At 59.4% G+C, this 24,364-nt stretch carries 23 protein-coding genes; 14 read left to right on the top strand and 9 right to left on the bottom strand.

The window, feature by feature from the left end:
- Nucleotides 1-60: 60 nt before the first annotated feature.
- Nucleotides 61-483 (top strand): CBS domain-containing protein, encoded by a 423-nt coding sequence (locus tag PHF15_RS12420; RefSeq protein WP_300121507.1) that lies wholly within the window; start codon nt 61-63, stop codon nt 481-483.
- 16 nt (nt 484-499) lie between these two features.
- Here PHF15_RS12420 and recG read toward each other — a convergent pair whose 3' ends face one another.
- A complete protein-coding gene (gene recG / locus PHF15_RS12415; RefSeq protein ID WP_300121546.1) occupies nt 500-2,575 on the bottom strand; it encodes an ATP-dependent DNA helicase RecG in 2,076 nt (691 codons plus the stop codon).
- 73 nt (nt 2,576-2,648) lie between these two features.
- Between recG and PHF15_RS12410 the strand changes: the two genes are divergently transcribed.
- From PHF15_RS12410 to PHF15_RS12400, 3 genes are read left to right on the top strand one after another with little or no spacing between them, the layout of a single operon-like run.
- Complete coding sequence (locus PHF15_RS12410; RefSeq protein WP_300121506.1) at nt 2,649-3,443, top strand: ABC transporter permease; 795 nt, start codon at nt 2,649-2,651, stop codon at nt 3,441-3,443.
- 18 nt (nt 3,444-3,461) lie between these two features.
- Nucleotides 3,462-4,418 carry a mammalian cell entry protein gene (locus PHF15_RS12405; RefSeq protein WP_300121505.1) on the top strand — a complete coding sequence of 319 codons (957 nt, stop codon included), beginning with the start codon at nt 3,462-3,464 and terminating at the stop codon, nt 4,416-4,418.
- Nucleotides 4,415-5,110 (top strand): hypothetical protein, encoded by a 696-nt coding sequence (locus tag PHF15_RS12400; protein ID WP_300121504.1) that lies wholly within the window; start codon nt 4,415-4,417, stop codon nt 5,108-5,110. The genes PHF15_RS12405 and PHF15_RS12400 overlap by 4 nt, the downstream gene beginning before the upstream one ends.
- A 22-nt stretch (nt 5,111-5,132) precedes the next feature.
- Here PHF15_RS12400 and ffh read toward each other — a convergent pair whose 3' ends face one another.
- Nucleotides 5,133-6,497, bottom strand: a complete 1,365-nt coding sequence (gene ffh, locus PHF15_RS12395; protein ID WP_300121503.1) for a signal recognition particle protein — start codon at nt 6,495-6,497, stop codon at nt 5,133-5,135.
- An 80-nt stretch (nt 6,498-6,577) separates the two neighbouring features.
- Here ffh and ccsA point away from each other — a divergent pair, with 80 nt between their 5' ends.
- The 9 genes from ccsA (at nt 6,578) to PHF15_RS12350 (ending at nt 16,576) form a co-directional block, all read left to right on the top strand.
- The gene (ccsA, locus tag PHF15_RS12390; protein WP_300121502.1) at nt 6,578-7,381 is read left to right on the top strand and encodes a cytochrome c biogenesis protein CcsA; all 804 of its coding nucleotides are present in this window, start codon (nt 6,578-6,580) and stop codon (nt 7,379-7,381) included.
- Complete coding sequence (locus PHF15_RS12385) at nt 7,378-7,605, top strand: PP0621 family protein (protein WP_300121501.1); 228 nt, start codon at nt 7,378-7,380, stop codon at nt 7,603-7,605. Before ccsA ends, PHF15_RS12385 begins: the two co-directional genes overlap by 4 nt.
- A 3-nt stretch (nt 7,606-7,608) precedes the next feature.
- Nucleotides 7,609-9,351: an ATP-binding protein gene (locus PHF15_RS12380; RefSeq protein ID WP_300121500.1), complete on the top strand. Its 1,743-nt coding sequence runs from the start codon at nt 7,609-7,611 to the stop codon at nt 9,349-9,351.
- Entirely contained in the window at nt 9,348-10,796 is a 1,449-nt protein-coding gene (locus PHF15_RS12375; RefSeq protein WP_300121499.1) for a sigma-54 dependent transcriptional regulator, read from the top strand. Before PHF15_RS12380 ends, PHF15_RS12375 begins: the two co-directional genes overlap by 4 nt.
- Nucleotides 10,780-11,436 (top strand): 1,6-anhydro-N-acetylmuramyl-L-alanine amidase AmpD, encoded by a 657-nt coding sequence (gene ampD, locus PHF15_RS12370; protein ID WP_300121498.1) that lies wholly within the window; start codon nt 10,780-10,782, stop codon nt 11,434-11,436. Before PHF15_RS12375 ends, ampD begins: the two co-directional genes overlap by 17 nt.
- A gap of 224 nt (nt 11,437-11,660) precedes the next feature.
- The gene (locus tag PHF15_RS12365; protein ID WP_300121497.1) at nt 11,661-14,576 is read left to right on the top strand and encodes a ribonucleoside-diphosphate reductase subunit alpha; all 2,916 of its coding nucleotides are present in this window, start codon (nt 11,661-11,663) and stop codon (nt 14,574-14,576) included.
- A gap of 126 nt (nt 14,577-14,702) precedes the next feature.
- Complete coding sequence (locus PHF15_RS12360; RefSeq protein WP_300121496.1) at nt 14,703-15,911, top strand: ribonucleotide-diphosphate reductase subunit beta; 1,209 nt, start codon at nt 14,703-14,705, stop codon at nt 15,909-15,911.
- A 9-nt stretch (nt 15,912-15,920) separates the two neighbouring features.
- Nucleotides 15,921-16,064, top strand: coding sequence for a hypothetical protein (locus PHF15_RS12355; protein WP_300121495.1), 144 nt, complete (start codon nt 15,921-15,923; stop codon nt 16,062-16,064).
- 14 nt (nt 16,065-16,078) lie between these two features.
- Entirely contained in the window at nt 16,079-16,576 is a 498-nt protein-coding gene (locus tag PHF15_RS12350) for a histone (protein ID WP_300121494.1), read from the top strand.
- Between the two features lie 53 nt (nt 16,577-16,629).
- Here PHF15_RS12350 and PHF15_RS12345 read toward each other — a convergent pair whose 3' ends face one another.
- The 6 genes from PHF15_RS12345 to PHF15_RS12320 form a co-directional block, all read right to left on the bottom strand.
- Entirely contained in the window at nt 16,630-17,637 is a 1,008-nt protein-coding gene (locus tag PHF15_RS12345; RefSeq protein WP_300121492.1) for a zinc-ribbon and DUF3426 domain-containing protein, read from the bottom strand.
- 37 nt (nt 17,638-17,674) lie between these two features.
- Nucleotides 17,675-18,559, bottom strand: coding sequence for a 50S ribosomal protein L11 methyltransferase (gene prmA / locus PHF15_RS12340; RefSeq protein ID WP_300121490.1), 885 nt, complete (start codon nt 18,557-18,559; stop codon nt 17,675-17,677).
- A 12-nt stretch (nt 18,560-18,571) separates the two neighbouring features.
- On the bottom strand, nt 18,572-19,921 hold the full coding sequence (gene accC, locus PHF15_RS12335; protein ID WP_300121488.1) for an acetyl-CoA carboxylase biotin carboxylase subunit: 1,350 nt from the start codon (nt 19,919-19,921) through the stop codon (nt 18,572-18,574).
- A 15-nt stretch (nt 19,922-19,936) separates the two neighbouring features.
- Nucleotides 19,937-20,383, bottom strand: coding sequence for an acetyl-CoA carboxylase biotin carboxyl carrier protein (gene accB, locus PHF15_RS12330; protein WP_300121486.1), 447 nt, complete (start codon nt 20,381-20,383; stop codon nt 19,937-19,939).
- A 123-nt stretch (nt 20,384-20,506) separates the two neighbouring features.
- The gene (locus tag PHF15_RS12325) at nt 20,507-21,040 is read right to left on the bottom strand and encodes a TlpA disulfide reductase family protein (RefSeq protein WP_300121484.1); all 534 of its coding nucleotides are present in this window, start codon (nt 21,038-21,040) and stop codon (nt 20,507-20,509) included.
- Nucleotides 21,037-21,630: a hypothetical protein gene (locus PHF15_RS12320; protein ID WP_300121482.1), complete on the bottom strand. Its 594-nt coding sequence runs from the start codon at nt 21,628-21,630 to the stop codon at nt 21,037-21,039. Before PHF15_RS12320 ends, PHF15_RS12325 begins: the two co-directional genes overlap by 4 nt.
- An 89-nt stretch (nt 21,631-21,719) precedes the next feature.
- Between PHF15_RS12320 and mpl the strand changes: the two genes are divergently transcribed.
- Nucleotides 21,720-23,120, top strand: coding sequence for a UDP-N-acetylmuramate:L-alanyl-gamma-D-glutamyl-meso-diaminopimelate ligase (gene mpl / locus PHF15_RS12315; protein WP_300121481.1), 1,401 nt, complete (start codon nt 21,720-21,722; stop codon nt 23,118-23,120).
- Nucleotides 23,121-23,168: 48 nt separating this feature from the next.
- Here the strand turns inward: mpl and PHF15_RS12310 are convergent, their stop codons facing one another.
- Complete coding sequence (locus PHF15_RS12310) at nt 23,169-24,311, bottom strand: 3-deoxy-7-phosphoheptulonate synthase (protein WP_300121480.1); 1,143 nt, start codon at nt 24,309-24,311, stop codon at nt 23,169-23,171.
- Between the last annotated feature and the right edge of the window lie 53 nt (nt 24,312-24,364).

Genomic DNA, 24,364 nt, shown 5'->3' with positions numbered 1-24,364 from the left:
GTTGATTTGCATCAATGAAATCATGGCTGGCCTTGCTAGCATGCGCCAAAGAGGTTCACCATGTTCGATTTACCCATCCGCAGCGTTATGGAACGCAAGAAATTCATCACCGCAGCACCCACCGACACGGTCAGCGCGGCGGCGCGCCTGATGGCGACGCATGTTGCGGGCGCCGTGCTGGTCGTTGAAGACCATCGGTTGATCGGCATTTTTACCGAACGTGACGTGGTGTTTCGCGTCATCGCCCTGGGACGCGATCCGAAGGCGACCGTTTTGCGAGAAGTCATGACGACCGAGCCCAAGACACTCGGCCCGACCCAGAGCTATGGACATGCCCTGGTGATCATGCAAGAGAACGGCTTTCGGCATGTGCCCGTGGTCGAAGATGGCAAAGCCATTGGCATTATTTCGTCGCGCAACGCGATGGACCCCGACCTGGAAGAGTTCGTCGCGGATCAGCGCCGGCGTGAACACTACCGCTAAGCCGTCACGCCTTTAGTCACGCCTTTAAATAGTCCGACTTGCCACCCAGCCAGCGCTGCACATGTTGCTCGGCCAGTGCCGGGCGATGGTCCAGCAATAACGGGGCCAAGCGGCGCGCCCAATCGAGCAAGCGGGCGTCTTCAATCACATCGGCAAAGCGCAGCATGGCATCGCCTGACTGGCGCGCGCCCATGAACTCGCCGGGGCCGCGTATCTCCAGATCGCGCCGTGCGATCTCGAAACCGTCGCTGCTTTGCGCCATCGCCTTGAGCCGTTCGCGCGCTATCTCGCCCAGGCGCGTGGCATCGCCGGTGGAATACAGCAGTACACAGGCCGAAGCCGCAGCGCCGCGACCGACACGACCGCGCAACTGGTGCAACTGGCTCAGGCCAAAGCGCTCGGCGTGCTCGATCACCATCAGCGAGGCGTTAGGCACGTCCACCCCAACCTCGATCACCGTGGTGCTCACTAGCACCCCGATCTGACCATGGGCGAACAAGCGCATCACCGCATTTTTCTCAGCCACCGGCATGCGCGAGTGCAGCAGGCCAACCTGCGCGCCCGGCAGGGCGGCACTGAGCTGGGCATGTGTTTCGGTGGCATTACGCAAGTCCAGTGCCTCGCTTTCCTCAATCAGCGGGCAAACCCAGTAGATTTGTCGCCCGTGCGCCAACTGGTCGCTGATACGGGCGATGACCTCGTCGCGGCGCGCCTCGTTGACCACCCTGGTGACGACGGGGGTGCGCCCGGGCGGCAGTTCGTCGATGGTGGACACGTCCAGATCAGCGTAGTAACTCATGGCCAGCGTGCGCGGAATGGGGGTGGCGGTCATCATCAGAAAATGAGGCTCCAGCATCTGACTACCCAGCTTGTCGCGCAGCGCCAGGCGCTGTGCCACACCAAAGCGGTGCTGCTCGTCGATGATGGCCAGCGCCAGCTTGTGGAACTGCACCTTGTCCTGGATCAGCGCGTGGGTGCCCACCACCAAAGTGGCTTGGCCGCTAGCGATCAGCGCCAGCATCTCGCGCCGCTCCTTGACTTTTTGGCTGCCCGTGAGCCAGGCCACGGTCACGCCCAGCGGCGCCAACCACCTCACCAGTTTGGCAAAGTGCTGGGTCGCCAGAATCTCGGTGGGCGCCATCAGCGCGCACTGCCAGCCTGCGTCCATGCACTGCGCGGCGGCCAGCGCGGCCACCACGGTTTTGCCAGCGCCCACATCCCCCTGCAACAGCCTGTGCATGGGAATGGGGCGGGCAATGTCATGGCTGATCTCGGCCACCACGCGCTGCTGCGCAGCGGTGAGTTGAAACGTCAGTGCTGCCAGCAGTCGTTCAGACAAGCTGCCATCGTCAGTTCCGGTCAACACTGGCGCGCGCAAGCAGGCACGGGCACGGCGCGCCTGCAATTGCGAGAGCTGCTGCGCCAGAAGTTCCTCGGCCTTGAGCCGCTGCCAAGCGGGATGACTTTTATCTTCCAGCGTCTCCAGCGACACATCGGGCGTCGGATTGTGCAAGAAAGCAAGCGCCTGTCGCAGCTGCCAAGCAGGATGCAAACCGATGTCGTGCAGGTACTGTGGCGGCACGGTATCGGCAAGTTCCACGCGCGCCAACCCGGCCTGCACCGCCCTGCGCAAATAGCTTTGCGGCAGACCCGCCACCGTGGGATACACCGGCGTCAGTGCCGTGGCCAGTTCACCGCCGGCGGGCTTGACCACCGGGTGCATCATGGTGAGCCCGGCAAAACCACCCCGGATTTCGCCGCGCACTCGAATCCGGTTGCCCAGCGCCAGCGCCTTTTGCTGGGAAGGGTAAAAGGTAAAAAAGCGAAGCAAACAGGTACCAGTGCCATCGTCAAGCGTGACCAGCAGTTGCCGGTGGTCACCGAGCTTGACCTCGGCATGCGTTATCCGACCCTCGACCTGCGCCACATCGCCTTCGCGCACGTCATGCAATTGCACCAACCGGGTTTCGTCCTCGTAGCGCAGCGGCAAATGCAACGCCAGGTCGATCGGCCGCACCAACCCGAGCTTGCGCAAAGCTTTTTGCGGGCCGGTAAGGGGCTTGATGATTGCGGTGGTGGGTGGTGGCGGCATATTCGAATTTTGCACGCATTGAAAAAATGACGGGACGAATTGATCCATGCATTGATTTCATTATCATCACGCCATGCCCGCCAACCCAAGCCTACCCAGCCATCACATCGGTTTGCACCATGCGCTGCTGCATCATTTGCGCAGTTGGGGGCACATGCTGCACATGGGCTCGGTGGTGCTGGTGCTGGCACTGAGCCCGGGCAGCTACACCCCGGCGTTTCGCCAGCGCACCGCCCAGCACATCTACACCAGCACCTGGCAGGTGATGCCCTGGTTTACCGCGATCTCGGCCCTGCTGAGCCTGGTGTTGATCCGCATCGTGGTGGTCACCGCGCTGAGCTACGGTCTGTCGCAATATGCCTTGCAGATGGTGGTGCGGGTGCTGGTGCTGGAACTCATCCCCTTGTCGGCCGCCCTGTTTGTGGCATTGCGCGCGGGGCTGGCCTTCAACGCCGGCGCCGTGAGCATGACCGACCAGCCAGCCATGGCGCAAAAGACGCTTGACCTCGATCGCTTGCGCGACCATTTGACGCCGCGCGTACTGGCCGATGCCTTTGCCGTGCTGGCGCTGGCCACACTCAGCAGTGTGGTGATTCTGCTACTGACTTACCTGACGGTCTATGGTTTGTCACCCTGGGGCTTGCCCGGTTTCACGCGCACCGTGGGCCAGGTGTTTGATTTGCCTGTGAGCCTGGGCTTTGCCCTGAAAACGCTGTTTTTCAGTCTGGCGGTCGCTGTGGTGCCGATGGCAGCCAGCCTGGAAGCTGCGCAACATCGCGCCACCGATACCATCCAGCCCGGCGCAGTGCGCCTGTTCCTGGTTTTGTTTCTGCTTGAAGCGGCTTCACTCATCGTCAAATACGTCTGACCACCCCAAGAAGTTAGCATGACTGAAATTACCGAGCCAAGCCCTGCCATGACCCGAATCGAGCGTCGCGCCAAGGGGTTGTTGTTGCTGATTACCAGCTTGGTGGCGGGTTTTGTGCTTTACGTGATGGTGGCCCGTGGCGTGTTTGAGAGCACCCAGCAACTGGTGCTTATTTCGGACGATTCTGAGGGCGTGATTGTGGGCATGGACCTGACGTTTTCAGGCTTTCCGATTGGCCGGGTGAGCCGCATCGAACTAGCGCCCGATGGCATGGCCCGCATGGTGATCGACGTGCCGCACAAAGACGCCCATTGGCTGCGCAAATCCAGCGTCTTCACACTGGAGCGAGGCATGGTGGGGGACACCCGCATTCGCGCCTACAGCGGCATCCTGAGCGACCCGCCGCTGCCGCCCGACGCTGAGCGCACGCTGTTACGCGGCGACACCTCGGCCGAGATGCCGCGCCTGATCGCCTCGGCCCGGGCGCTGCTGGAAAACCTGGAGACCATGACCGGCACCGATTCGCCCCTCAACGCCAGCCTGGACCAACTCAAAACCACTACCGAACGCATGAACGGACCCTATGGCGTGCTGTCGGGCGTGATGGGCAGCGACAGCAATGCCCAAAAAATCATGCAGGCGCTGGAGCGCGTCAACAGCCTGCTGACCAAGGCAGAGCAACGCGTGTTCGACAAGGGCGGCGTGGTGGACAGCACCCAGGCCACCCTGAGCAGTAGCAAAGCGGCGCTCGACCAACTCCAGACAGTTCTCAGTGACGCCCGCAACACCCTGAAAAACGTCGATGCGGTGCTGGCCGAAGCCCAGGCGGTTGGTACCAATGTGCGCGTTGCCAGCACCGACCTCGGGACATTGCGCGCCGAAGTCGAGGCCAGCCTGCGCCGCCTGAGCCAGCTCACCGACGAGATCAACCGCAAGTGGCCGTTTGCCCGCGATACCGAGATCAAGTTGCCATGAAAAAATTGCCGATCCTGACCGCCGTTCTGCTGCTTGTTGCTTGTACCAGCGCACCACCGACACCCGAATGGCAAAGTCAGTCTTTGTCAGCAATCAAGAGTTATAAGGCGGCTTACCTGAGCGGCAACACCCGCGTGGCTGAGGTCGAATTTGAGCGCGCCAAAACCGAAGTCGCCCGCACCGGCCGCCCCGACCTGATGGCGCGCCTTGAGCTGCTGCGCTGTGCCACGCAAGTGGCCAGCCTGGTCATGAACCCCTGCACGGGCTACCAGGCTCTGGCACAGGATGCGGCACCGGCCGAGCATGCCTATGCCAGCTTCATCGCGGGACGCTGGGCTGCGCTGCAAGCGGAACAATTACCCATGCACTACCGCACGCTGGTGACCCAAACCCAGGCCCAGGCCAGCCAAAATGCCAAAGCAGAACCAGATACAGTCGCCCCGATTCAAAGCAAGCTGAACCAGATTGAAGACCCGTTGGCGCGCCTGGTTGCAGCAGGGGCGCTCATTCGACGAGAACCGTTAAGCACCGCCGACATTGAACTGGCGGTTGAAACGGCCTCAGCTCAGGGCTGGCGCCGACCCCTGCTGGCGTGGCTGGGCGTGCAGCTCAAACGCGATCAGACCATCGGCAATGCCGAAACGGCAGCGGGCATCCAACGGCGCATTGATCTGGTGCTGCTGAAGAATTGATGTCCGCGAGGCGCCGCGCTGGTCAAAACGGCATTTTCGGCATGCCTTTCATGCCGCCCATGCGCTTCATCATTTTCATCATGCCGCCACCTTTCATCTTTTTCATCATGTCCTGCATTTGCTCGAATTCCTTGAGCATGCGGTTGACCTCCTGCACCTGCACGCCGGCACCGGCGGCGATGCGGCGCTTGCGGGTAGCCTTGATGAGCTCGGGCTTGCGCCGCTCCAGCGGCGTCATGCTCTGGATAATGCCCTCCTTGCGCTTGACATCTTTCTCGACCCGACCCATGTCCATCTGACCGGCTTTGGCGGCCATGGCGGCAGGCAGTTTGTCCATCAGGCTGCTCAAACCACCCATCTGTTTCATTTGCTGAATCTGGCTCAAAAAGTCGTTCAGATCAAAACTCGCCCCGCTTTTGACCTTGGCTGCCAGCTTTTGCGCCGAAGCCATATCGACCCCCGCCGTGACCTGTTCCACCAACGCCAGAATGTCGCCCATGCCGAGAATGCGGCCGGCGTGGCGCTCGGCATCAAACACTTCAAGTCCGTCGAGTTTCTCGCTGGTGCCGGCAAATTTGATCGGCGCGCCGGTGACTTGGCGCACCGACAAAGCCGCGCCACCACGTGAGTCGCCATCCAGCTTGGTCAGGATAATGCCGGTCAATGGCAGCGCTTCCTTGAAGGCTTTGGCCGTGTTGACCGCGTCCTGGCCCTGCATGGCATCGACCACAAACAGGGTTTCCACCGGGTTGATGGCACTGTGCAGGTCCTTGATTTCGCGCATCAGCACGTCATCGATGGCCAATCGGCCAGCGGTGTCAACCAGCAGCACATCAAAGTAATGTTTGCGCGCATAGTCCAGCGCCGCCAGCGCAATGTTCACCGGTTTTTGCTCGGGCGTGCTCGGAAACCACTCGGCACCAGCCTGGGCCGTGACGGTCTTGAGCTGCTCGATGGCGGCCGGGCGATAGACGTCGCCAGACACGGTCAGCACCTTCTTGTTGCGCTTCTCGATCAAATGCTTGGCCAGCTTGGCCGTGGTGGTGGTTTTGCCCGCCCCCTGCAAACCCGCCATCAAAATCACCGCCGGCGGCTGCGCCGCCAGGTTGATGTCGGCCACACCATCGCCCATGGTGACAGCCAGTTCCTTGTTGACGATACTCACCAGGGCCTGACCCGGCGTGAGCGAACCCAGCACGTCCTGGCCTAAGGCCTTGTCCTTGACGCGTGCGATGAAGTCGCGCACCACCGGCAGCGCCACGTCGGCCTCCAGCAGCGCCATGCGGATTTCGCGCAGCATGTCAGCCACATTGGTTTCGGTGATGCGGGCCTGACCGCGTATTTCTTTAACCAGGCGAGAGAGTTTGTCGGTGAGAGCGGAAGCCATAGGTTAATTTTTTCCGGCAAAGGGAACTTGAGTTAGAGCCAAGGATGGAAAGGCAGAGTACAAAACGCTAAACTGTGCGCATGATTTTAGCCAGTGCAACACCCTTCACTTTGATTTTGGCGCTTGGCGCATCAGCCGCCTATGCGGCGTCTGCCACGGGTGCTGCCCGTATCAGCCAGACGCTGCCCCGGATAGCAGTCTGGCTGGCGTGGTGTTTACATGGCATCTTGCTGGCTTCCGGTCTGTGGGGCAGTGAGCCGCGCTTCGGTTTTGCACCCGCGCTGTCAGTAACCGCCTGGCTGGTCGGGCTGGTGTATGCCATCGAGACCTATGTTTTCCCGCAGCTCAAGACACCCTGGCTGCTTTCTGGCGCCGGGTCGGCGGCCGTGCTGCTGGCATTGTTGTTTCCGGGTAGCTCATTAAATACCAATGCTTCGCCCTGGCTGCCGCTGCATTGGGCGCTAGGCATTGCTTCTTATGGATTGTTTGCCGTGGCGGTGGTTCACGCCTGGTTCATGACGCGAGCCGAATCACGTATGCGATTGGCCACAAACAACGCTGGCGGGCTGCCCCTGTTGACCATGGAACGGCTGACATTTCACTTTGTCCACCTCGGGTTTGCCTTATTGACGGCGACCCTGTTCGCCGGCTTTTTCTTTGGCAACCAGTTGTATGGCGCCGGCCACGCCATCAGGTGGGACCACAAGACTATATTCTCTGTGCTGTCGTGGCTGATTTTTGCAGTTCTGATCATCGGCCGCGCCCGTTTTGGCTGGCGCGGCAAGCGCGCGGTGCGTTTTCTTTATACGGGTTCAGGTCTGCTGCTGCTGGCCTATGCCGGCTCGCGCTTTGTCATGGAAGTCGTGCTGGGACAAAGCCTGTGAAAGGCGTGTTGCTTTTGCTGCTGGTGCTCGCTGGCGTCTGGCTCTGGCGCAGTCGCACGTCGTCCGTGGGCCAGCGACCGTCACCGCCGTCTGTTGAGCCGCCGCCGACACTCGACACCGTGGCCTGCAGCCGTTGCACGGTGCATATTCCCCGGATAGAAGCGGTTCAGGGCAAGTACGGGGTTTATTGCTGCCTGGAACACTTGCACCAGACGGAACCCTGAACGATGTTGTCCGCGCGGGCATCCACCTGGTTTGGCCTGAAGACGCCCGAGGCCAACGCCGATTTAGAAGACCTCCCCGACGAGTTCGAGCGCTTGTGGCGCGGCTTCATGACCGCCCGCGCCACTCTGGGAGGAGTGCTGATGACCTTGCAGGCCGGGTTGTTTATGCTGGCCGCGCAGACTCCCAGCCTGATCTCATTGTTGATTTGCACCGCCTACCTGATGGCCACACTGGCCGAGCGCATCATGGCTGCGCCCAGCCAACTGGGGCCCCACTTCAACGGTTCATGGCTGCGCATTGTGGGCGTGGACATGCTGGCGTTTGCTGCGCTTCAAACACTGCAGGACAGCAGCATCAACTACACCCCGCTGTTCGCCCTGCCGGTCTTGATGGCCTCCATCCTGGGTTCGCAATTGATGGCCATGGCCAGCGCCGCCGGCGTCACCTTGCTGCTGTTCGGCTATGCTGGCTGGCTGTCTTTACAGGCGCCTTGGAACACCAGCGCGCTTTTTTCACAGGCGGCACTGACAGGTGCGGGCTGTTTTGCCATTTCATTCATTGCCCGCCAAATGGTGACCCGGCTGGCCAGCGTTGAGTTAAAGGCGCAGCGCAGCCAACTTGCCGCCGCCGTGCAGCGGCAAGTCAATGAGTTGATCATCGAGACCTTGGGAGATGGCGTTCTGGTTGTTGATGCACAGCACCAGGTTCGCTCAGCCAACCCGGCTGCCCAAAAGCTGCTCAGCCCCCCCCAAAGCGCACTGAACCAGCCGCTGGATTTGGCCAAGGCGCCAGTCTGGCAGGGTTTGCGCCAGTTGATCGATGAAACCTTTGCAACGCAGTTGGCGCAACAACAGGAAATCAGCATCCAGCACCCAGGACAGGGCGTAAGACTTATGTCGGCGCGCACCCAGCTGACGGTGCAATTGAATCCGGCCGCACAGGGCATGTGTGTGGTTTTCTTGCAGGACCAGCGGGAGCTGCAGGCGCGCATCCGCACCGAGAAGTTTGCCAGCATGGGGCGTATGTCGGCCGCAGTTGCCCATGAGATTCGCAACCCCCTGGCGGCTATCGTGCAAGCCAATGCCCTGCTGTCAGAAGATGTGTCAGACCCGGGTCAACAACAGTTGACCCGACTGGTCCAGCAAAACGCGCTGCGACTTGAAAAAACGGTGCACGACATCCTGCACATCGCCCAGCGAACCAACACCAGTCATGTCGCCCAGACCGAATCCATTGACCTGGCACAGGCACTGCCGCGAATTTGCCGGGACTGGCAAAGCCAGGTCGCCAACAAATCGGACATTGCGGTGCAAGTCCCCACCAGCGCGGCCTGGGTCTGGTTCGATGCCGAACACTTGCGCCGGATTCTCATCAACCTGCTGGACAACGCCCAACGCTACGCAAGCCCTGACCCCGAACCGATTCAAATCAGTCTGCACAGTTGCCTGGGTGCCGCCGCCGCACCAAGCGTCTGTCTGCTGGTCTGGAGCGACGGTGATCCACTGGACCCCTCAGTTGAGCAGCATCTGTTTGAACCTTTTTTTTCGTCCGAGAGCCGCTCCAGCGGCCTGGGGCTTTATATTTGCCGGGAACTGTGCGAAAGCCATGGCGCCAGCATGGCGTATGAACGCAATAGTCGGACGTTTGGTCAAAAGTTTCAACCAGGTAATGAGTTCAGTGTCATGTTCTGCAGCCAGCCCCCCAGCAATCCAGCCACCAGCAGCCAAGCGGTAACCGCGTCATGACCGGTTCCAAATCCCCCGCGCATATTTTGGTCGTTGACGATGAGCCAGATCTGCGCACGCTGTATGAACTGACGCTTTTGCGCGAGGGTTACCAGGTTGACACGGCGGGCGACTTGCAGCAGGCGCGCAAGCTGCTGGCGGAGCATAGTTTTGATGTGCTCATCACCGACATGCGCTTGCCAGATGGTGTCGGACTGTCCTTGATCACAGAACTCAAGATAGCGCAACGCAGCGAGCGCTGCGTGGTGATCACCGCATATGGTTCGGCAGAAAACGCAGTCGAGGCGCTCAAGGGCGGGGCCTTTGACTACCTTACCAAACCAGTTGACCTGAAGCAGTTTCGCCGTGTCATTGCATCAGCCGTGAACAGTCCAGTGACATCGGTTTTGGCCATGGCGCAGACTATCCCTGTGACCCAGGCGGGTGCCGGAGCACTGGGTCAACGGGCCTTGGACCGGCTGGTAGGCCAATCAGTCTGCATGCGCCAGATCAAGGAGCGCATCCTCAAGGTCGCCACCAGCATGGCGCCGGTGCTAGTCACCGGTGAGTCGGGCACCGGCAAGGAACTGGTCGCCTACGCGATTCATGCCAACAGTCATCGCGCCAAAGGGCCTTGGGTGGCCGTCAACTGCAGCGCCATCCCTGAGGCGCTGCTGGAGGCAGAGTTTTTTGGCGCCAAGAAAGGCGCCTACACAGGGTCTCAGGTTGACCGTGAAGGTTTTTTTCAGGCTGCAAGCGGGGGCACGCTATTTCTGGACGAGATTGGCGACCTGCCGCTGGCGATGCAATCCAAATTGTTGCGCGCCATCCAGGAGCGCCGGATACGGCCGCTGGGCTCGACGCAAGAGGATGTGGTGGATGTGCGCATCGTCAGTGCCACCCACAAACAACTGGCAGAAGAGGTGGAAAAAGGGGACTTTCGCCAAGACCTGTTTTATCGGCTCAACGTCATCGACATGTTGATCGCGCCACTGCGCGAACGCACGGAAGATTTGCCGGAATTGTGCAACGCCTTGCTGTCTCGCATCGCCGATGAGGCTGGCATCGCCACCCCGGCGCTGCAAGCTGACGCAATGGAACAACTGGCCAGCTTGCCGTTGGCGGGCAATGTGCGCGAGCTTGAAAACCTGCTGCACCGCGCTGTGGCGCTGGGTGACGGAAAAAGCCTGCAATTCGAGCCACCGAACCCATTACACCGCGGCACTCGACAGTCTGCTGACAGCCTGCCCATCCAAGCGGATCCAGAAATGATTCCAGGCGACCTGCAACGTTACCTCGATGAGTTGGAGCGGAGCATTCTGAGCCGTGCCTTGCTGGCCACCGACTTCAATCGCACGGCAGCCGCCACACGCCTGGGCTTGAGCCTGCGCCAGATACGCTACCGCATTGCCCGGCTGCGCATTGATACCCCAAACCAGGATGACCCCGTTGTCACGCCCGACTGAATCCCTGCCAAAACGCCCGCCCGCCGATTCGCTTTGGCGGCAGGGCTGGTATCGCTTTGCCGCACATCAGGACTCCCCCAACTTCGGCCCGCGTCCGCCTCAGGCAAACATTGACTTGATCGTGCTGCACGCCATCAGTTTGCCGCCCGGCCAGTATGGCGGACCAGAAGTGCTCCAGTTTTTCAACAACCAGCTGGATTGGCAGGCGCACCCCTATTTCAGCCAAATCAAAGGCTTGCAGGTCTCCGCCCATTTCTTCATCCGACGCAACGGCGAACTCTGGCAGTTGGTCAGTTGCGATGACCGCGCCTGGCACGCCGGAGCGTCTTGTTACCGGGGCCGAAACAACTGCAATGACGACAGCATCGGCATTGAACTCGAAGGCCTGGACGGCGATCAGTTTGAAGCCGCGCAGTACGAATGCTTGGGCAGCTTGTGCGCCGCCCTGATGCAACACTACCCTGTGGCCCATGTGGCGGGACACGAACACATTGCCCAAGGCCGCAAGGCCGACCCAGGCGCGGGCTTTGACTGGCTGCGGTTGCAAAAAAACCTCGGGCTTGAGGCTCGGTATTTACCCCTAGCCGTGGGCGCAAATACCCGTACCCCGTATCTTTCAAGCCACCCGTTGCCACGCTGAGCGGTGACAGCGAAACAAGATCAGGCGCACATCAAGCGCTATCAAAACCTCAGAATATCGCGTCATGGCGTAGAATCAACCCAGCCTCAAAAACACTACTGGTAGTGTTTCACTGATCAAAAATCACTAGGTATAGTGATAAGCTAGGGTCTCCGATGACGGGCCGACAGATTTTCGGCGCGACCCCATCCGCTATTTCCATACCCAATTCAGAAGAGGAAGCCATGCAGACTGCCCAAGCTATTTCTGCCGCCAACTACAGCAACCCTCCCGTCAGGTCGGAGCCAGGTGAACTGTCCACGTCCACCCCTGTGGCTTTGAGCCAATACCAAATCATCCGGCGCAACGGCGCCGTGGTGTCTTTCGAGCCCAACAAGATCGCCGTGGCCATGATGAAGGCCTTTTTAGCCGTGCATGGCACTCAGGGTGCTGCCTCGGCCAGTGTGCGCGAAACCGTTGAAGCTCTGACACAGGCGGTCATTCGCGCCCTGCTGCGTTCACGCCCGGCCGGCGGCACGTTTCACATCGAAGATGTGCAAGACCAGGTCGAACTCGGCCTGATGCGCGGCGGGCACCATGAAATTGCCCGTGCCTATGTGCTGTACCGCGAGAAACGCACCCAGGAACGCGCGCAGAGAGTGGATCAGCAAGCCCCTGCAACACCAGTCTTGCACGCCCTGGACAAGGGCCAGCGCATGGTGCTCGACCTGACGCGCCTGCAAGGCATCATCACCGACGCCTGCAGCGGCCTGGGTGGCGATGTCAAGCCCGAGCCCATCATGGCCGAGACCCTGCGCAACCTGTATGACGGCGTGCCGATGGACGAGGTGTACAAAGCTTCGGTACTGGCGGCCCGCACCCTGATTGAAAAGGACCCGGATTACACCTACGCGACCGCGCGCCTGCTGTTTCACACCATCGCCAAGGAAATCCTGGGCGAAGACGTGGCGCAAGCTGACATGCCACAAGCCTACGCAGACTACTTTCCGCAGTTCATCAAGCGCGGCGTCGAGCATGAACTGCTCGACGAAAAACTCCAGCAATTCGATCTGGCTCGCCTGGCCGGGGCTATCAAGGCAGAGCGTGATTTGCAATTCGATTACCTGGGTCTGCAAACGCTTTACGACCGCTACTTTTTGCATATCAACAAAACCCGCATCGAACTTCCGCAAGCGTTTTTCATGCGTGTAGCCATGGGCTTGGCGCTCAATGAAATCGACCGCGAAGCGCGCGCCATCGAGTTCTATGAAGTGCTGTCCTCGTTCGATTTCATGTCGTCCACGCCCACGCTGTTCAACAGCGGCACGCTGCGCTCGCAGCTCTCAAGCTGCTACCTGACCACGGTGCCCGACGACCTTGACGGCATCTACGAGTCCATCAAGGAAAACGCACTGCTGTCCAAGTTTGCCGGCGGACTTGGCAACGACTGGACCCGCGTGCGCGCACTGGGCAGCCACATCAAGGGCACCAACGGTGAATCCCAGGGCGTAGTGCCTTTCCTGAAAGTGGTCAATGACACAGCGGTGGCGGTCAACCAGGGCGGCAAGCGCAAGGGCGCAGTCTGCACCTACCTGGAAACCTGGCACCTCGACATCGAGGAGTTTCTGGAACTGCGCAAAAACACCGGCGACGACCGCCGCCGCACGCACGACATGAACACCGCCAACTGGATCCCCGACCTGTTCATGCGCCGCGTCATGGAAAAAGGCCAGTGGACGCTGTTCTCGCCCAACAACGTGCCCGACCTGCACGACAAGTTCGGTATCGCGTTCGAACAGGCTTACGTGGTCTACGAAGAAAAAGCAGCGCGCGGCGAGATCAATCCCTACCGCACGGTGCAGGCCAGCGACCTCTGGCGCAAGATGTTGACCATGCTGTTCGAGACCGGTCACCCCTGGATCACGTTCAAAGATGCGTGCAACATCCGCTCACCACAACAGCACGTGGGCGTGGTGCATTCGAGCAACCTGTGCACCGAGATCACCCTCAATACCAGCAGCACCGAGACGGCGGTGTGCAATCTGGGGTCGGTCAATTTGTTGCAGCATTTGAAGGACGGAGCAATCGATCACGCCAAGCTGCAAAAGACGATCACCACCGCCATGCGCATGCTCGACAACGTGATCGACATCAACTACTACGCCGTCAAAAAAGCGCGTGATTCCAATATGCGGCATCGCCCGGTCGGGCTGGGTCTGATGGGCTTCCAGGACAGCCTGTATGAATTGCGCATCCCCTACGCCACCGACGCCGCTGTGCAATTCGCTGACGAGTCCATGGAGGCCATCTGTTATTACGCCTACCAGGCCTCGACTGAACTGGCGCGCGAGCGCGGCCAATACTCCAGCTACAAGGGCTCGCTGTGGGACCAAGGTATCCTGCCGATCGACACGCTCGACCTGCTGGCACGTGAGCGCGGTGGCTACGTCGAAGTCGATCGCTCCAGCAAGCTGGACTGGGATGCGCTGCGACAAAAAATCGCCAAAGACGGCATGCGCAATTCCAACTGCGTGGCGATTGCGCCCACTGCCACCATTTCCAACATCATCGGCGTTGATGCCTCGATAGAACCCTGCTTTGGCAACCTCTCGGTCAAGTCCAATTTATCGGGTGAGTTCACCATCATCAACAGCTACCTGGTGCGCGATCTCAAGCGCCTCGACCTATGGGACGATGTGATGGTGATGGACCTCAAACATTTTGATGGATCGCTGGCCCCCATCGACCGTGTACCGAAAGAAATCAAGTCGCTTTACGCCACCGCCTTCGAAGTGGAAACCCGCTGGCTCGTTGAAGCTGCGGCGCATCGCCAGAAGTGGATTGACCAGGCCCAGTCGCTCAACATTTACATGGCTGGCGCCTCGGGCAAAAAGCTCGATGACACCTACAAGCTGGCCTGGGTCCGTGGCCTCAAAACCACCTACTACCTGCGCACCCAATCGGCCACCCATGCTGAAAAATCCACCGTCACTGCGGGCCGTTTGAATGCAGTGTCATCGGGCGGTGAGACGGCAGGAACAAGCGGCATGAGTGCGCTCGATGCAGCGGCTGCGGCGGCGCGTCAACAGATGGCCGCCATGCCTGCCACCGACATCAAATTTTGTGGTACCGACGACCCAACGTGCGAGTCGTGTCAGTAGCCATGCCATGTGCGCAGTGCATGCGATGCTGGCACGCCACAGTGCCACACGCATGAGCACAAAGCACGATTAAATTTCTTTCTATTTTTTGCACTAGATCTCATAATCCACGCATTGGAAATCACTATGTTGTCCTGGGACGAAGAAGTTACACCTACCGCCAGTTTGTCATCCTCTCCCAGCCGCTCAGACCGGCTGCTGGCAGAGCCTTCTTCCAGCCCTTCTGCGATGCTCGCCGAAGTCACCCTCACCCCTCCTCCCGCACCACTCAAACCACGCCCGACGACATCGGCCAGTCCCTCTGCGGCCAGCACCAAGCGCCGTGTCAACGCAGCCGACAAACGCATCATCAACGGCAAGACCGACGTCAACCAGTTGGTCCCCTTCAAGTACAAATGGGCTTGGGAAAAATACCTGTCAAGTTGTGCCAACCACTGGATGCCGCAAGAGGTCAACATGACGCGTGACATCGCGCTGTGGAAAGACCCCAACGGCCTGACCGAAGACGAACGCCGCATCGTCAAACGCAACCTCGGTTTTTTCGTCACTGCAGACTCACTGGCAGCCAACAACATCGTGCTGGGTACCTACCGCCATATCACCGCGCCAGAATGCCGCCAGTTCCTGTTGCGCCAGGCGTTCGAGGAAGCCATTCACACGCATGCTTACCAATACATCGTGGAGTCCTTGGGGCTAGACGAGGGCGAGATCTTCAGCGCCTACAACGAGATCAAATCGATCCGCGACAAGGACGAATTCCTGATCCCTTTCATCGAAGCCATCATGAACCCGCAGTTCAAGACCGGCACACCCGAGGCTGATCAAACCCTGCTCAAGTCGCTGATCGTGTTTGCCTGCCTGATGGAGGGCCTGTTCTTTTATGTCGGCTTCACCCAGATTCTGGCACTGGGCCGGCAAAACAAGATGACGGGCGCCGCAGAACAGTACCAGTACATTCTGCGCGACGAATCCATGCACTGCAACTTTGGCATCGACCTGATCAACCAGCTCAAGCTGGAAAACCCGCAGCTCTGGACGGCCGAGTTCAAGGCCGAGATCAAGGCCTTGTTCGAGACCGCCGTGGACCTCGAATACCGCTACGCCGAAGACACCATGCCGCGCGGCGTGTTGGGAATGAACGCCTCCATGTTCAAGGGTTACCTGCGCTACATTGCCAACCGCCGTGCCACCCAAATCGGGCTCAATACGCTGTTCCCCAATGAAGAAAATCCGTTCCCCTGGATGAGCGAAATGATCGACTTGAAGAAAGAACGCAACTTCTTCGAGACCCGTGTCATTGAATACCAATCCGGCGGCGCACTGTCGTGGGAATGACGAAAACTGATGAGCTTCCAAATTTCACAAAATTTTGAACCGGCTGCTGGCGGCAAAGTTTTGTTGACCCCTGTTCATGGCGCTGGGAACCCGCCCAACCCCATGGATCTCTTGACGCACAATGATTTGCGTGAAGTGCTCTTTGCAAATTGATCAAGGAGATAGAAATGGCAACTGCAAAAAAACCGGCCGCGAAACCTGCCGCCAAACCCGTAGCGAAACCTGCTGCACCGGCTAAGAAGGCTGCACCGGCTAAGAAGGCTGCACCGGCTAAGAAGGCTGCACCGGCTAAGAAGGCTGCACCGGCTAAGAAGGCTGCACCGGCCAAGAAGGCTGCACCGGCCAAGAAGGCTGCACCGGCCAAGAAGGCTGCACCGGCCAAGAAGGCTGCACCGGCCAAGAAGGCTGCACCGGCCAAGAAGGCTGCACCGGCCAAGAAGGCTGCACCGGCTAAAAAGGCTGCACCGGCTAAAAAGGCTGCACCGGCTAAAAAGGCTGCACCGGCCAAGAAGGCTGCACCGGCTAAAAAGGCTGCAACACCAGCCAAAAAAGCAGTTGCCAAACCAGCTGCAAAAAAACCCGCCAAAGCTCCGGCCGCTCCAGCCGCGAAGACCAAGCTCAACCCCCAAGCAGCCTGGCCTTTTCCTTCTGGATCGAAGCCCTGATCAAACCGTACGGCAAATGCGCCAGCCCGTTGCCCAAACCGCAGCGGGCTTTTTTACGGGTAAAAAAGCAGCAACCGATAGCCCAGTGCGCTAGGCTGCGCCGTATCCGCCTTGACACGCAAGTTCGCCATGGCAGACCATTCGCCAACCGCAGCTACCGTGTCTGACTTGGCACCCAATTCGGCCGGTAATAACACGCGCCGCATGACCGGCTGATCTGTCAGGTCTGTCAGCGTTAACTCAACCGCTGGCAACGCCAATGCAAGTTGCGTCTTGTTTTTCACGACCAAATGCAACTGAAACGTCTCCTGGTCCACTTGGTGGAAGGTGGCTGAATCAAGTATCAAGGCTTCAATGCGTTGCACGGGCGAGATGCGGCAACCCAGGACCTTACAAAATGTCTGTAAGACTGGCTTGATTTCAGGCTTCAAAGTTGCCCACTGGTCGCGCTCACGGTACATGCCCTGCACCAACAAGCCAAGCAACAAAAGGACACAGAGCACACCCCACAGCAAGCGCTTGCCATGTTGATGCAGGTCCGGGCGAACAACAACTGCGCGCATGAATGAAACAGGCTCCGTAACCGGCACGGGTGCAGCGGCAACTGGCTCTGGGACTTCAGGCTCGGGTTCATAGACACTTTCCGGAGCGGCTTCGGCTTCAATCTCCATCGAGGGCTTGATGAGCAAGGCCGCCGAATCCCAAGACTCTTCAGGCCGCACATCGGGCTCCACATCGGGGCGAAAATCCTCGGTGGCCGGAGGCATCGCTGGCGCCTCGTCCCCATAAGAAGACCGAGACTCAACCGTCACCGGCTCCGCTAACCGCGTCGATGAATCACGCAAAGCAAGGTCAGCCGCCACCGGCTGAAGCAGGAATTCCCGTGCATCCGTTGACGCTAGATCGGCAGGCAGTTCTGAATCAGCCTCGATCAACTGTTGCGAGACATCAAAAATCTCACCACACGTGCCGCAACGAACCCAGCCACCCGAAATACGCAGCTGGTCTGGCACCACCTTGTACCAGGTCTGGCAAGCGGGGCAGCGGGCGATCAAGCTCATGGCAGTTGAAATTTATCAGCCGTTCGGCCAGTCGGCCTCAACGCATCGCAGTCATCAATATCCAGCCGTCCTCGGTATCGGCCACCGTCAGCTTGCAGTAGGGCGCGTAGGCAGCCTGCAGTTCTTCGGCCTGACGCTCCAAAATACCTGCCAGCACCAGCGCCCCACCAGGCGCCACGCGCGACCACAGCAGCGGTGCCAGCACCTTCAAGGGCGTTGCCAGGATATTGGCCAGCACGGCCTGATAAACGCCGCTGGCGCTTTCTGGCAAACCGGCGCGCACAAGCACATGGTTGGCTTGGGCGTTGAGCAGCGTGGACTCGACTGCCGCCGGGTCGATGTCCACCGCATCGATGTCCGCGGCGCCAAACTTGGCCGCACCAATGGCCAGGATGCCGGAACCACAGCCGTAGTCCAACACCCGGTTAAGGGCGGCACTGCCATGACTGGCAATCCAGCGCAAGCACATGCGCGTGGTGGGATGGGTGCCGGTGCCAAAGGCCAGACCGGGGTCCAGACGGATCACGATACGCGCCTGTGCAGGCGGCTCATGCCAGGTTGGCACAATCCAGAATTCTGGCGTGATCTCCACCGGGGCAAACTGTGATTGCGTCAAACGCACCCAGTCCTGTTCAGGCACCTCCGGCAAACCCAACACCTCGCATTCGGCAAAGAAATCCTGCGCCTGTAACAACGCCAGCGCGTCAGTGGCTTGTTCACGGCTGTCATACAAGGCGAGCACCCTGGAGCGTTGCCAGCCCTCTTTGGGGGGTGGCATGCCCGGCTCGCCAAATAGCGCCTGCTCGGCATCGGTCTGGGCATCGGCATCTTCCACGCTGACGCTCAGGGCATCGAGCGCGTCAAGCGCTTCGCTCAGCGCTTCAACCTGGTGCTCGGGGCACATCAATCGTAGTTCAAACATCACAGCCCAGGCTCAGCGTACATGGTCAGCAAGCCAACCCTCAAGATAATGGATATTGGTGCCGCCTTCCATGAATTTGGCATCGACCATCAACTCACGGTGCAGGGCCACATTGGTGTTGATGCCCTCGATCACCGTTTCGCCCAAAGCGGTGCGCATGCGCGCCAAGGCCTGCTCGCGGGTATCGCCATGCACGATGATCTTGCCGATCATCGAATCGTAATTTGGGGGCACAAAATAATTGGTATAGACGTGCGAATCCACCCGCACACCCGGGCCGCCCGGCGGATGCCACATGGTGATACGCCCGGGTGAGGGAATGCACTTGTAAGCGTCTTCGGCGTTCAGTCGGCACTCAATGGCGTGACCACGAATCTGGATCTGGCGCTGCGTGAACGGCAGCTTCTCACCTGCCGCGACCATGATCTGGGTCTTGACAATGTCAATGCCGGTGGTCATCTCGGTTACAGGATGTTCCACTTGCACCCGCGTGTTCATCTCGATGAAATAAAAATTGCCGTCTTCGTACAAAAACTCAAACGTGCCGGCACCCCGGTAACCGATCTTTTTGCAGGCCGCCACGCAACGGTCTCCCACACGCTCAATCAGCTTGCGGGGAATGCCGGGTGCGGGCGCCTCTTCGATGACCTTCTGGTGGCGACGCTGCATGGAGCAATCGCGTTCACCCAGATACACCGCATTCTTGTATTTGTCCGCCAGGATCTGGATTTCAACATGGCGTGGATTCTGCAAAAACTTTTCCAGATACACCGCCGGGTTGCCAAAGGCGGCACCCGCTTCGTTTTTTGTCATGGCCACCGCATTGATCAGCGCCGCCTCGGTGTGCACCACGCGCATGCCACGACCGCCGCCGCCCCCTGCGGCCTTGATGATGACGGGATACCCGACCATTTTGGCAATGCGTTTGACCTGCACCGGATCGTCGGGCAACTCTCCCTCCGAGCCCGGCACACAGGGCACGCCTGCCTTGATCATGGCCTGCTTGGCCGACACCTTGTCACCCATGATGCGGATCGACTCCGGCGTGGGGCCGATAAACTGGAAGCCACTGCGCTCGACCCGCTCGGCAAAGTCCGCGTTTTCGCTCAAAAATCCGTAGCCCGGGTGAATGGCCTCGGCGTCAGTCACCTCGGCGGCCGAAATAATGGCTGGCATGTTAAGGTAGCTCAAAGCCGAGGAAGCCGGCCCGATGCACACCGCCTCTTCCGCCAGCTTGACGTACTTAGCCTCGCGATCAGCCTCCGAGTACACCATGACGGCTCTGACTCCCAGCTCACGGCAGGCGCGCTGGATCCGCAAGGCAATTTCGCCACGATTGGCAACCAGAATTTTTTTAAACATGGATGGCGCCTGAGCTTAGTCGATGATGAACAAAGGCTGGCCGTATTCCACGGCCTGCCCGTTGTCGGCCAAGATTTTTCGTACCGTGCCAGCCTTGTCGCACTCGATTTCGTTCAGTATTTTCATGGCCTCAATGATGCACAGGGTGTCGCCCTCGTTGACAACATCGCCGATTTCAACAAAAGACTTGGCGCCCGGAGAGGCTGACCGATAAAACGTGCCAACCATTGGCGACTTGACGGTATGCCCCGTCTCGACCGGTGCCACAGCCACGACGGCAGCAGCAGCCTGCGCAACCGGCTGCGCATGGGGCACCGACTGGCTCACGGGCATGAAGTTCTGGACCATCGCACCACCGCCTTTGACGATGCGGATCTTGCCTTCAGCTTCGGTGATTTCTAGTTCGGAGACGTTTGATTCCGATACCAGATCGATCAAGGTTTTGAGTTTTCTGAGGTCCATGGGGTCTCCAACGAAAGGGAAGTAACAGTCAACTGAAATTCACTTGGATTTGAATGAAATCACAATAATTTTCATTAAAACAAGCTAACTATGCTTTATTTTATATTTTCTTTAATAAATCATTCAAACTGACAAGCGCTCCCAGGTGCGTAGGTCATCGCCTGTCAGCTTGCCCATTTTACGGTGCAACACGTTGCCGACAGAAGAAAATACCACGGTAAAGGGCAAAGCACCAGTGACATTTCCGAGCGACTTGCTGACCTCGATTCCGGGAAACCCTGCCAAAGCCACCTGAAAAGACAGCGGAGATTGCATCAGAAAACGCGATACGGGAACGGCTTGATCCACCGCCAATGCCAGCACTTGCCAGCCTTTTGATTTATTTTGAAGAAAAAAGCTGTCAATTAACGGCAACTCTTCGATGCAAGGCGGGCACCATGTGGCCCAGAAATTCAGCAGCAGGGGCTTGCCTTTGAATGCGCTCGCAGCCAGCATGACGCCGTCCAACTGGGCAAATTGATGCTGCCAAAAGATGTGCTCCGCCTCTGACAGGGATTGTGCCTGGCGCCTGGAGGTGCGCCAAGCCAGGCCAGCGCCGACACCAGCCAGCCCCATGCCCGCCGCAGCCGCCAACCAGCCGCGCCGGGATGAGCTCAAGAGGACTCCTGGAATAACAAACGCCGCAAGGCACGGGTATCGCCGCGCGGCGACCGCCCATGGGCATCCACTCTTAGCGCGCCGCGCACATCATCAAAGTCATAAATCATCAAATGCACCCCAATATCCTGGTTCAATTCAGCACAAAAAGCATGCACGCTTAAGGCCTCTACCGACTCGCCGGTAAAACCCGTGACCGTGCGCGGCACATACCGCACATTCTGGTCTATCAATGCAATTTCGGCCGACTTGCTATCGTCACAAAACAACTGCAAATAGATATCCGAGTTTTTAGTGGCGGTACCGTGCCAGACCGCGCCCCCAAGATGGGGCCGGAATTCGCTCAAGCGCTCCATCCAGATCAGCGCCAGGCGCCTTAGCGCCATCAGTTCCAACGGCTGGGTGTCCGCGCAAAACACCGCGATGTAATCCCTCACCACCTCCTCCAATAGCTCATTGGAAGGCAGCGCGCCGCGCCCGCTCAACCCCAACAGCTTGGCTGCGCGACGTTTGGCAGCACCATACTCCAGGCCTTCTTCCACCACCCAGCGCGCAGCTTGGGCAGCGATCTCGTGTTGTTCATCGGTCATACAAGTTGCATTTTGCCCTGAATCACCTTCACCTGGCATGCCTAGTGAATCCACCCGCAGCGACTTGCCGACCCGCCTAAAATCAACGCATGCACATTCACATCCTTGGCATTTGCGGCACCTTCATGGGAGGAGTTGCCGCTTTGGCGCGCGAAGCGGGCCACAAGGTGACCGGCTGCGACGCAGGTGTTTACCCGCCCATGAGCGACCAGCTGCGCGCCCTTGGCATTGAACTGTTAGAGGGCTATGGCGCCGATCAACTGGCACTCAAACCCGACATGTTTGTCGTTGGCAATGTGGTCAGCCGTGCGCACCTGAGCGATGGCGCAGCCAAATTCCCCTTGATGGAAGCCATTCTCGACGCCGGCCTGCCCTATACCAGCGGACCGCAGTGGCTGGCGGAGCATGTGCTGCAAGGCCGCCATGTGATCGCCATTGCCGGCACCCATGGAAAAACCACAACCACGGCCATGACCAGCTGGCTACTGGAGGCCGCCGGCCTCCAGCCCGGCTTTCTGGTCGGTGGCGTGCCGCTCAACTTTGGTGTCTCGGCCCGGCTAGGCCAGGGCAAGGCCTTTGTCATCGAGGCCGATGAATACGACACCGCTTTTTTTGACAAACGCAGCAAGTTCGTGCATTACCGGCCGCGCACTGCCGTTTTGAACAATCTGGAGTTCGATCACGCCGACATTTTTGACGATCTGGCGGCTATCGAGCGCCAGTTTCATCACCTGATTCGCACCGTGCCTGGCACCGGCGCACACGGCAGCGGCCGAATTGTGGTCAATGGGCTGGAGGAAAGCCTGGCGAACGTGCTGCACATGGGTTGCTGGAGTGAAGTGCGCAGCTTCGGCGCGGCGGTCAGCGACTTCACGGCACAGGGCGAGGCGAGCAATTTTGATGTCCTGCAACAAGGCCAGGTGGTCGGTCGCGTGACCTGGTCATTGACCGGCATCCACAACCAGCTCAACGCGCTGGCCGCCATCGCCGCTGCCGAACATGTCGGCGTTTCTCCAAAGATGGCAACACAGGCACTCGGCGGCTTCGAGAACGTGAAACGGCGCATGGAACTGCGCGGTACCGTCAAGACCGCCAGCGGCAACATCACGGTTTATGACGACTTTGCCCACCACCCCACTGCCATTCGCACCACGGTCGATGGTCTGCGCCGCACGCTTACGGCGGGCGAACGTATCCTGGCGGTATTCGAGCCGCGCTCCAACACCATGAAACTCGGCACCATGAAAGCGCAACTACCGTGGAGCCTGGAAAACGCCGACCTGGCTTTTTGCCACAGCGGCGGCTTGGGTTGGGATGCCACCGAAGCGCTGGCGCCCATGGCCGGGCGCGCGATGGTGATGGACAACATCGAGGCGCTGGTGGCGCAGGTCAGCCGGGCGGCCCGTGGCGGCGACCACATCCTGTGCATGAGCAATGGCAGTTTTGGCGGGGTCCATGCCAAGCTGTTGCAGGCGCTACAAAACAAATAGCCGCAAGCGCTTTTCAGACGGTTTCAGAGGCCAAAGACCTCTGTTTACTTAACGCCCGCGTCGTGCCAACACCGCCTGTGACAGAGCATCCAAGCATGCCAGCGAATCGTCCCAGCCCAGACAAGCATCAGTGATGCTCTTGCCGTATTCGAGCTTGTCGGCCTTGTCTTTGCCCGGCGTGAACTTCTGTGCGCCCGCGTTGAGATGGCTCTCTACCATGACGCCAAACACCTGATGCGAGCCCGTCGCAATCTGGGTGGCAATGTTGCGCGCCACATCGAGCTGTTTTTCATGCTGCTTGCTGCTGTTGGCGTGGCTGCAGTCCACCATCAGGGTCGCAGACAGCCTAGCTTTCTCCAGTTCGGCGCAAGCCGCCGCCACGTTGGCTGCGTCGTAGTTGGGCGCCTTGCCGCCGCGCAAAATCACATGGCAATCCTTGTTGCCGTTGGTTTGCACAATCGCCACCCGGCCACTTTTGTGCACCGACAAAAAGTGGTGACCACCGGCTGCAGCCTGAATCGCGTCGGTGGCGATTTTGATGTTGCCATCGGTGCCGTTCTTGAAGCCGATCGGTGCCGACAGGCCGGAAGCGAGTTCTCTGTGCACTTGGCTCTCGGTGGTGCGGGCGCCAATGGCGCCCCAGGAAATCAGATCACCCAGGTATTGAGGCGAGATCACATCCAGGAATTCGCTGCCAGCGGGCAAACCCAGCCGGTTGATCTCGATCAGCAGTTGCCGGGCAATGCGCAGGCCTTCGTCGATGCGGAACGACTCGTCCAGATACGGATCATTGATGAGGCCTTTCCAGCCGACCGTGGTGCGTGGCTTCTCAAAATACACCCGCATCACAATTTCCAGCGTGTCGGCGTATTTGTCACGCTGCTCCTTGAGGCGGCGGGCGTACTCGATGGCCGCCGCCGGATCGTGGATCGAGCACGGGCCGATAATGACGAGCAAGCGGTCGTCCTTGCCCGCGATGATCTGGTGGATGTTGTGCCGGGTAACGCTGATCATCTTCTCAACCGGAGTGCCCTGGATCGGGAAAAAACGGATCAGATGCTCTGGCGGTGGTAGCACGGTGATGTCCTTGATGCGTTGGTTATCGGTCTGACCGGTGCGGTCAGTGGCGGGGCTCAGCGCATTGGTGCCCCAGGCATCTTGAACAGCGACAACAGTGGCTTTGGCAGTCATGAAAAGCTTTCTCACAGGGTTGAAAACAAAAACGCATAAAAAAACCGCCGGGG

Source organism: Rhodoferax sp., assembly GCF_028689295.1.
Taxonomy (GTDB): domain Bacteria; phylum Pseudomonadota; class Gammaproteobacteria; order Burkholderiales; family Burkholderiaceae_C; genus Rhodoferax.
Note: the sequence above shows the minus strand (reverse complement) of the source record. Positions and strands in the feature narration are given on the sequence as shown.